This is a genomic window from Anabaenopsis tanganyikae CS-531 (assembly GCF_029891675.1).
In the GTDB taxonomy this organism is placed as follows: domain Bacteria; phylum Cyanobacteriota; class Cyanobacteriia; order Cyanobacteriales; family Nostocaceae; genus Anabaenopsis; species Anabaenopsis arnoldii.
In genome coordinates this window covers 1-8,148 of sequence record NZ_JANQDF010000036.1, presented here as the reverse complement: position 1 = coordinate 8,148, position 8,148 = coordinate 1, and the positions used below count along the sequence as shown (strand labels likewise).

Here is an 8,148-nt window from a genome sequence, read left to right as displayed (position 1 = left end):
TTTAAATGGGGCGTACAATATATTAAGAAAAGCAGTCCTGAACGCTTTTGCAGACGGGATAGAGGGGTTAGGAGTAACTCCAATCAGGTTTACCCCTGGTAAAGTGACTTTGTAGATTTGTCTATAATTTCACAAACTCTTGACTACAATACTCCTGACGCTATAGGGGCTACAGCCATTACTCAGAGGATGTTTGGAAAGTATTAAACAGGTAATTTTTATCTTACGGAACAGGGAACAGGGAACACCGGAAGGATTGGGGAACACACCGAACACCGGAAGGATTGGGGAATGGGGAACCGAAACAATCAAATCCAATCCCCTCCCCTTACAAGGGCAGGGTTAGGGTGGGGTAAAACAATATTTGATACACTAATCATGACTTATCAAACATCCTCTCAGAGCTTTAACACCACTTTAAGCCAAAAATTAGATAACTTAGCACCCTATTTTAATATAGCAATCCTAAATGATTCATGAACAATTTCTGTTCCCTGTTCCCTGTTCGGTGTGTTCCCTTTCCTCACTGATAATTTCTCAACTCAAATAGGATTGCTATATTCATTTATTTTTAGTAGATAAGTTTGAGGCGCTGCAAGAACTGAGTAATGGTCAAAATGATGACGGGTGTAACGATTTCACCACTCCCCTAAGTGGCGTAATTAATCCAGTGTCTCCTGATGAATATTTCTTTTGGGATGACATTCATCCGATCCACTAAAGCTCATCAAGTAATTGCTGAAACCTTGATAAATCAAGTCCATGAGGGTATCTTTGCTGGTTTAATTGGCTATGGGGCGACATGAGAAAATGCTGACCCGTCATGGTTTGGGGTTTAAATTTCTGGCTTTGTAGAATAATTCTAGACTATGGCGATCGCCCACAAAACGCCAGTGCCAAGGTTCATAACTGACACCTTGGGGGTTATTTTCTCCAAAGGACAGTTCAAAACCAAAACGGGCTGCATTTGCTTCTAACCAGCGAAAAGCCCTGGTATTTTCAAAGTTGCTTTGGAGATTAGTAGCTGGTGCTGCGCCATCACCTATATCCACAGCATAGCCTGTATGATGTTCACTATGTCCAGGGGGCGCACTCAAAGCCGCCCTTTGGGCTGGGGTTTGATTACGCCTAGCACCAATAGCAAAAAATAACTGTTCCTGCTCTTCCACGGAGCGGAACCCAGAAATTGGCACTAAAATTACACCCTCACGTCGCGCCGCTTGAGCCATAGCCAGATACCTTTGAGCCGCTGCTGTTCGCAACCTAATGCGCCCATCGGCAGTAATTGCTAACAGTTCTGACTGCGGCGCTTCTGGGTATGTCAAATGACCTAAGAGGGCATCGACATTATTATCTTGACTATTGACAGAATCCCCAGGTTGTGCATCTACATTCTGAGGTGATGAGGAATCAACATCAGCCCTAGGTGAGATCACAAAGAACCACAAACCAGCAATTAAACCCACTAGAATAAACCCTGCGAGTCCCCCCATCACCAAAACTAGATTTTGCACAGGCGGTTTGGCTGTACTCTCAGGGACATCCCGTAAAGCCACGGGAATATCTTCACTAGGGTCGCCTGATAACTGATGGGCTTGTTTAGAAAACCGGGCTTTACTCAAGAGACATCTCCTGTTTTTGTGCAATATTTATCAAAAATTGTAGACTGGGGAGATAAACATCTTCAGTACCATTCATATCTATTATTCCAGGGCGCAATTTTGGGTAACCTCCTAGAACTATACTTTAAACTGGTGGGATTAGTCCTAGTAGGTTTTATCCTGGGACGCAAACTACCTCCTACGGTTCCTACTCGTGTCGGTCAAGGGCTATTTTGGGTAGGAGTCCCCATAAGTATTATTGCTTTTCTCCGCAAAGCCGACCTATCCGGACAGATTTGGATTGCTCCGGTTATCGCCCACTTAGCCATTTTTTTAGGGGCATTTTTGGCTTGGTGGGCGATGAAAGGTCAAGCCTATTTGACCAAAAACATCCACCACAAATCAACACAAGGTAGTTTACTCCTAGCTGCAATGGTTGGTAACACAGGTTACCTGGGTTTCCCCATCACTCTCGCATTATTAGGTCAGGAATACTTTGCCTGGGCTTTATTTTACGATATGTTGGGATCACTTTTTGGGGCCTATGGCTTTGGTATAGTATTAGCATCTCATTTTGGCGGTAATATCAGGAATTACGGGCAAATTACCCAGTCAATTGTCGTGAATCCTGCTCTGTGGAGTTTCGCCTTTGGCTTGCTATTTCGCCAAGTTACCCTCCCGGTCGTTTTTGAATATAGCCTAGAAATATTAGGTTGGATTGTAGTTAGTTTAACTTTAGTGTTAATTGGCATGAGGCTATCTCGCCTAAATTCTTGGCACAGGCTACCGGATGCGGGTATCAGCTTAACTATTAAAATGTTAATTGTTCCCTTATTGATTGGTAGCACCTTGCCACTCTGGGGGGTGACTGGTAAAGCCGCACAAGTAATTTTACTACAAATGGCTATGCCTCCAGCATTTGCCACATTAATAATTGCCGAAACTTTTAATCTTGACCGTGATCTGGCGGTGACTTCTTTAGCACTGGGGTGTATACTACTACTAGTTACTCTCCCCATTTGGCTGTGGCTGTTTTGATTGATATCTGCTCCTACTGATTAACCAGACATGAATCAAGAAAGTAATCATAAATCTATAGACTCACAGCCTAGGTTATCGGCTCGGTTGCTCGAACTAGCTCAATTATTTCTCAAGCTTGGTTTGACTGGCTTTGGTGGCCCCCAAGCTCATATTGCCATGATTCATGATGAGTCTGTGGTGCAGCGGGGTTGGTTTACCGAGGAGGAATTTTTAGCCGGGGTCGCGGTTTGTGAAATGTTACCAGGTCCGGCTTCTACCCAGATGGGAATTTATACCGGATACCTGCGGGGGGGAATTTTGGGGGCTTTGGTGGCGGGGATTTGTTTTATTCTCCCCGCTTTTGTGATTGTCCTGATCCTGTCTTGGGCTTATTTTCGGTTTCAGGGTATACCACAGATTGAAAATTTGTTTCTGGGAATTACCCCGGTGGTGATTGCGATTATTTTCGGCTTTTGCTGGAAGTTAGCCAAACGAGCTATTACTGATTATCCAGGTATTGCGATCGCCATCACGGTTTTTGTGGTTACTGTACTATTTCCCCTCAATGTATTGTGGCAATTCTTGTTAGCGGGGATGGTAGGCTTAGTTATTTACCCCCCCGCTTCCACTGCTTGGCTAGTTCCCCTTGTACCCCTGATGCAGATGTTACCCCACACCATGGCAATGGTAACTAGTAAAACCCTAACATTATCCAGCTTTTGGGGACTAGAACGGATTCAAGAGTATTATTTAACCCTAACAATATTCTTCTTGAAGGTGGGTAGTTTTATCTTTGGCGGTGGGTTAGTAATTATCCCCCTCCTGGAGTTAGAAGTAGTTAATCAATTTCATTGGTTAACCCCCAGGGAATTTATCGACGGTGTTGCTATTGGCGAATTTACTCCCGGTCCTGTAGTCATTACCGCCGCATTCATTGGTTATAAGGTGGCTGGGGCTTTGGGGGCTTTAATATCTTGTGTAGCAATTTTTACGCCATCCTTCCTATTCATTATGGGGGCTGCACCCCTGTTAGTACGCATTCGTCAAAACCCCTGGATTCGCAGCTTTTTGCGCGGGGTAACCCCTGCGGTTCTAGGAGCGATCGCATCTGCAGCCATTCCCCTGGCAAAAACAGCCATAATTCAAGATACCCCGGTTCGCTCCGTGTTCGCGTTGATAGTCGCCATTTTAGCTTTAATTGCCCTAGTCCGCTTCCGCCGTCCCACATGGCAATTAGTCCCTACTGGGGCCATCCTGGGCTTGATGGCTGGGGCTATAATTTAATATTACCGGCAGTTTGAGTAATTTTACTGTTTATTTCTGCCGGTGTGATATGTTCATAATGTTCAAATGGTTGATGAATCCAGGGGTTATCGGGCAGATAATCAACGTAATAATCAGGTTGGAAACCAGAACAGGCTTTATACCAAATTACAGCCGTGCGAATTTCCACAACATTAAAATTACTAGTTTCCTTCAGCCAAGGTATAGTTTCCTCAAGGGTGATTCCCGAATCTACCAAGTCATCAACTAGGAGAATCTGGGAACCTAATTTTTCCGTAGTCATCGTTATATGACGAGCCAGAGTTAAATTACCCCTTTCCTGCTTCCCAGAACCACTGTAAGATGATGTAGCTAAAATTGCCAAAGGCTGCTGATATATCCGGGAAATAATATCCCCCACTCGCAGTCCCCCCCTAGCAAGACAAACAATCTGGTTAAATTCCCAACCTGATTGATAAATTTGGGCCGCTAGGCGCTCAATTTTTTGGTAATAATCTGACCAAGAAATGTAAAGGTCTGACATAAAGGCGGTGATGTTTAGGTGATACTGAAGCAAGTATAAATCAAGTATAAATTTTATATTTTAGTATGAGCATGAATGATTCTGTTGATGAATACCCCCCAATTAACCCCGAAAATCAAAAGCTGGATCTAAAAACTAAGCTAGCTTATGGCGCTGGAGATTTAGGGACAGCAGTTACTGGTAATATTTCTATATTTTTTCTCCTGGTTTTTTTTACCAATGTTGCGGGGATTCCCGCCGGGTTAGCTGGTAGTATTTTAATGATTGGTAAAGTTTGGGATGCCATCAACGATCCCATGATCGGCGTGTTATCCGACAGAACTAAATCCCGTCGCTGGGGTCGTCGTCTCCCTTGGTTAGTCTATGGGGCTATTCCCTTTGGGATGATTTTTTTATTACAGTGGATTGTACCACGTTTTACTACAGACCCCACTACTAATATTTGGCCTTTATTTTGGTATTATGTTGTAATTGGGTTAATCTCCCAAGTATTTTTTACCGTTGTTGGTTTGCCCTATGCGGCAATGACCCCAGAACTGACTCAAGATTATGATGAACGTACTACCTTGAATAGCTTTCGCTTCGGGTTCTCTATTGGTGGTAGTATTTTGTCTTTGCTCCTAGCACAAATTATTTTTTCTACTATTAGCGATCGCGAACAACAATACTTGATTTTAGCCGCAGTGTGTGCGGTAATTTCCGTTTCCGGGTTATATATATGTGCTTTTGGAGTCCGTCACCGCGTCTTAGCTTTTGAAAATCAACGCCACCAAGGACAACAACCCGTATCTATACCCTTCTTAGCACAACTAAAAATCGTCTTTAATAATCGACCCTATCTATTTGTGATTGGGATTTATCTTTGTTCTTGGCTAGCAGTACAAATCACAGCCACCACCATACCTTATTTCGTCGTCAACTACATGGGTCTGAAAGACTCCGATATTCCCACCACCATGATTGCAGTCCAGGGAACAGCTTTACTCATGTTATTTGTCTGGGGTGGTTTGAGTAAAAAAATCGGCAGAAAAGTAGTTTATTTTCTGGGTATGAGTTTATGGATATTAGCCGCAGGGGGTTTATTCTTTTTACAACCCGGACAGGTAGGTTTAATGTATTTTATGGCCGTCATGGCTGGTTGTGGGGTATCCACAGCTTATCTGATTCCCTGGTCACTAATTCCAGATGTGATTGAGTTAGATGAACTGCAAACAGGACAACGCAGAGAAGGTATTTTTTATGGCTTTATGGTGTTACTGCAAAAATTAGGTTTAGCTCTGGGAATATTTTTAGTGGGTAACGCCTTAGAAGCATCTGGTTTTCAAGCAGCTATACCCGGAGAAACCACCCTACCCATACAACCAGACTCAGCATTATTAGCCATCCGCTTCGCCGTAGGTCCACTACCAACAATTTTCTTGATTTCTGGCTTGTTTCTGATCTATTTTTACCCAATCAATCGGGAGATTTACGCACAGATGATGATGAATTTGCAAGCACGTCGGGAAAAGAGCAACAGTTAAATTGATTAGGGTTGGTAAAGAACAAAAAATCAACTATTATAGCTGGATATTGCTATATTTAGATTTTAAATGACTTTCAATATTCTATGACCAAAGTTACATCCCAAGAAATTGCCCTGTTTCGTTCTCAGTTAGCTGATGATTCCAGTGCGATGGAAGCCCTAGACTTGATTGAAGATTGTGATGGAGACTTAGAAGATGCTGCGATGAGCTTGGCTATCCGAGCAGGACAAGAACCAGGAATCACTAACTCTGAGTGGTTAGATGCTATGGCCAGAAAATGGCGATCGCTAATTTGTCAACAGGAATACCGCGAAGATTTGTTAAGTAGCTCTGTGGTCAGGATCATGGAACGTCTCAAAAAAATGCCCAGTTTTCCTGAGAGTTTGGCTACACCAGTTCTGATATATGTTCTCAAGCAAGGTGTCACAGATTTTTGCGCCCCTATGGATACACCAACCCCGCCACAATGGAATAATGGTAATATGTCCTGAATCTCTCAACTTAGGAGCTTAATTGTGGCAGCACTGATACTCTATAATTAGAACATAAAAACTTTTATCAAACCATTATTATTGCTTCCATGAATTACCTTATTGCTGTATTACCAGACCGCATTCAAGCCGAAGCCGCTTACTTAGCTCTAGAAGCAGAAGGTATACAAAGCACTATTCTGGGTAGGGGTTATAAAACCGCTGATGAGTTTGGCTTGGTTGACCCCAAAGAGCAAGCGCAAAAGCAAGCTAGGCTGATGTCATACTGGTTAATACCATTTGGTTTTTTTGCAGGTTTTACCTTTAGTTTAATTACAGGTTTAGATACTTTCCCTTGGGCCGGGGAAATTGGTAACCACGTCCTTGGGGGACTGTTAGGCGCTGTGGGTGGCGCTATGGGTAGCGTGTTTGTCGGTGGTGGTGTTGGGTTACTCCTCAGTGGTGATGCTTTACCCTACCGCAATCGTTTAGATATGGGTAAATACATAGTTGTGGCTCAGGTGTCTGAGGCTATTAGCCGCCAAGCAACCAGGATTTTACGGAAATTTGACCCGGAAAATATCCAGGGGTATGCTGATACATCTGGCACTTAGAAATTAACTATGCAAAATTTTCAAACAAAAAGATTTGAAACCTTACCATAAATTTTACCATTCACATCATGTTACCCAGAGAAGAACTGTTAAAGGGTGTAGAAAATCGTGATACTATCGCCCGTGTGATTGATCAGGCTGAACAAGCTATTAAAACTTGGGAAGTGGTTTTAACTGATTTTTTGTCACCGCCAGAATTAGCAGAAATTAACCGCGTATTTAGTCGGTTAACAGATGTACAATTAGTAGGTTGGGGAGGTTATCCCCAAGCAGAACGCCAAAGAATGGCGATCGCTCGCTCAGAACTTCCTTTAGATCAATCTCAAGTTGACCTTGTAGCTTTAGAAATTGCTGGTAATTTTCTGTTTGATACCGCTACCCACCGGGACTTTTTAGGCGCAATGTTGGGAACCGGTATAGTCCGGGAAAAAACCGGGGATATTATTGTACTCGGAGAACGGGGAGCCCAAGCAATTGTTATACCAGAGTTGGCAGAATTTTTACAAATGAATCTGCAACAGGTGCGCTCGGTTCCGGTGAAAACTCAAGTGATTGATCTCACGGAGTTAAAAGTTAGGGAACCTAAAAAGAAAGAACTAACTAGCGTCGAAGCTTCCCTGCGATTAGATGCGATCGCCTCCGCTGGTTTTGGAATGTCCCGCAGTAAAATGGTCACTTTTATTGAGAGTGGTGATGTCCGCGTTAATTGGAAAGACGTTAATCAAGCTAGTTCTCAGGTGAAATCAGGGGACTTAATCGCTATTCGCGGTAAGGGACGTTTAGAAGTAGGGGAAATTGCTGTAACCAAAAAAGAGCGTTATCGAGTCCAATTAACCAGATATATGTAACAGATCCCCGACTTCTTCCATAACCTAGGGACTTATTGAATATTACAGATCCCCGACTTCTTCCATAACCTAGGGACTTATTAAATATTTGGGAGAGAAGTCGGGGATCTTGCACCCCTCCCAGATCCCCGACTTCTTCCATAACCTAGGGACTTATTAAATATTTGCGAGACAAGTCCGGGATCTTGCACCCCCTCCCAGATACCGTCAGAGCGATCTGCTTGCAGCAGCGCTTCGCTATCGCCTTTAACTGCTCTCAAGA

At 43.3% G+C, this 8,148-nt stretch carries 9 protein-coding genes; 6 read left to right on the top strand and 3 right to left on the bottom strand.

From position 1 onward, the window contains the following. Nucleotides 1-821: 821 nt before the first annotated feature. Complete coding sequence (locus NWP22_RS04050) at nucleotides 822-1,622, bottom strand: M15 family metallopeptidase (protein ID WP_271732880.1); 801 nt, start codon at nucleotides 1,620-1,622, stop codon at nucleotides 822-824. Nucleotides 1,623-1,721: 99 nt separating this feature from the next. On the opposite strand from NWP22_RS04050, the gene NWP22_RS04045 reads away from it, so the two are divergent. Further along, nucleotides 1,722-2,639, top strand: a complete 918-nt coding sequence (locus NWP22_RS04045) for an AEC family transporter (RefSeq protein ID WP_271732881.1) — start codon at nucleotides 1,722-1,724, stop codon at nucleotides 2,637-2,639. Between the two features lie 30 nt (nucleotides 2,640-2,669). Continuing rightward, nucleotides 2,670-3,905, top strand: coding sequence for a chromate efflux transporter (chrA, locus tag NWP22_RS04040; protein WP_280801550.1), 1,236 nt, complete (start codon nucleotides 2,670-2,672; stop codon nucleotides 3,903-3,905). On the opposite strand, the gene NWP22_RS04035 is transcribed toward chrA, so the two are convergent. Further along, a complete protein-coding gene (locus NWP22_RS04035; RefSeq protein WP_280801549.1) occupies nucleotides 3,895-4,428 on the bottom strand; it encodes a phosphoribosyltransferase in 534 nt (177 codons plus the stop codon). The two genes, chrA and NWP22_RS04035, sit on opposite strands and share 11 nt — an antisense overlap. 71 nt (nucleotides 4,429-4,499) lie before the next feature. On the opposite strand from NWP22_RS04035, the gene NWP22_RS04030 reads away from it, so the two are divergent. The 4 genes from NWP22_RS04030 (at nucleotide 4,500) to NWP22_RS04015 (ending at nucleotide 7,886) form a co-directional block, all read left to right on the top strand. Further along, nucleotides 4,500-5,951, top strand: coding sequence for an MFS transporter (locus NWP22_RS04030; protein WP_280801548.1), 1,452 nt, complete (start codon nucleotides 4,500-4,502; stop codon nucleotides 5,949-5,951). 86 nt (nucleotides 5,952-6,037) lie between these two features. Beyond that, nucleotides 6,038-6,445, top strand: a complete 408-nt coding sequence (locus NWP22_RS04025; protein WP_271732872.1) for a hypothetical protein — start codon at nucleotides 6,038-6,040, stop codon at nucleotides 6,443-6,445. 89 nt (nucleotides 6,446-6,534) lie between these two features. After that, entirely contained in the window at nucleotides 6,535-7,038 is a 504-nt protein-coding gene (locus NWP22_RS04020; protein WP_271732870.1) for a hypothetical protein, read from the top strand. A 68-nt stretch (nucleotides 7,039-7,106) separates the two neighbouring features. Continuing rightward, nucleotides 7,107-7,886, top strand: a complete 780-nt coding sequence (locus NWP22_RS04015; RefSeq protein ID WP_271732869.1) for a photosystem II electron transport protein, Sll1252 family — start codon at nucleotides 7,107-7,109, stop codon at nucleotides 7,884-7,886. A gap of 80 nt (nucleotides 7,887-7,966) precedes the next feature. Here the strand turns inward: NWP22_RS04015 and NWP22_RS04010 are convergent. After that, a partial coding sequence (locus NWP22_RS04010; RefSeq protein WP_280801546.1) for a hypothetical protein occupies nucleotides 7,967-8,148 on the bottom strand: 182 nt, incomplete at its 5' end.

What these genes read in the sequence shown, in the direction of transcription:
- NWP22_RS04025 (WP_271732872.1), top strand. Translation starts at nt 6,038, where the DNA reads ATGACCAAAGTTACATCCCAAGAAATTGCCCTGTTTCGTTCTCAGTTA.
- chrA (WP_280801550.1), top strand. Translation starts at nt 2,670, where the DNA reads ATGAATCAAGAAAGTAATCATAAATCTATAGACTCACAGCCTAGGTTA.
- NWP22_RS04015 (WP_271732869.1), top strand. Translation starts at nt 7,107, where the DNA reads ATGTTACCCAGAGAAGAACTGTTAAAGGGTGTAGAAAATCGTGATACT.
- NWP22_RS04035 (WP_280801549.1), bottom strand. Translation starts at nt 4,428, where the DNA reads ATGTCAGACCTTTACATTTCTTGGTCAGATTATTACCAAAAAATTGAG.
- NWP22_RS04020 (WP_271732870.1), top strand. Translation starts at nt 6,535, where the DNA reads ATGAATTACCTTATTGCTGTATTACCAGACCGCATTCAAGCCGAAGCC.
- NWP22_RS04030 (WP_280801548.1), top strand. Translation starts at nt 4,500, where the DNA reads ATGAATGATTCTGTTGATGAATACCCCCCAATTAACCCCGAAAATCAA.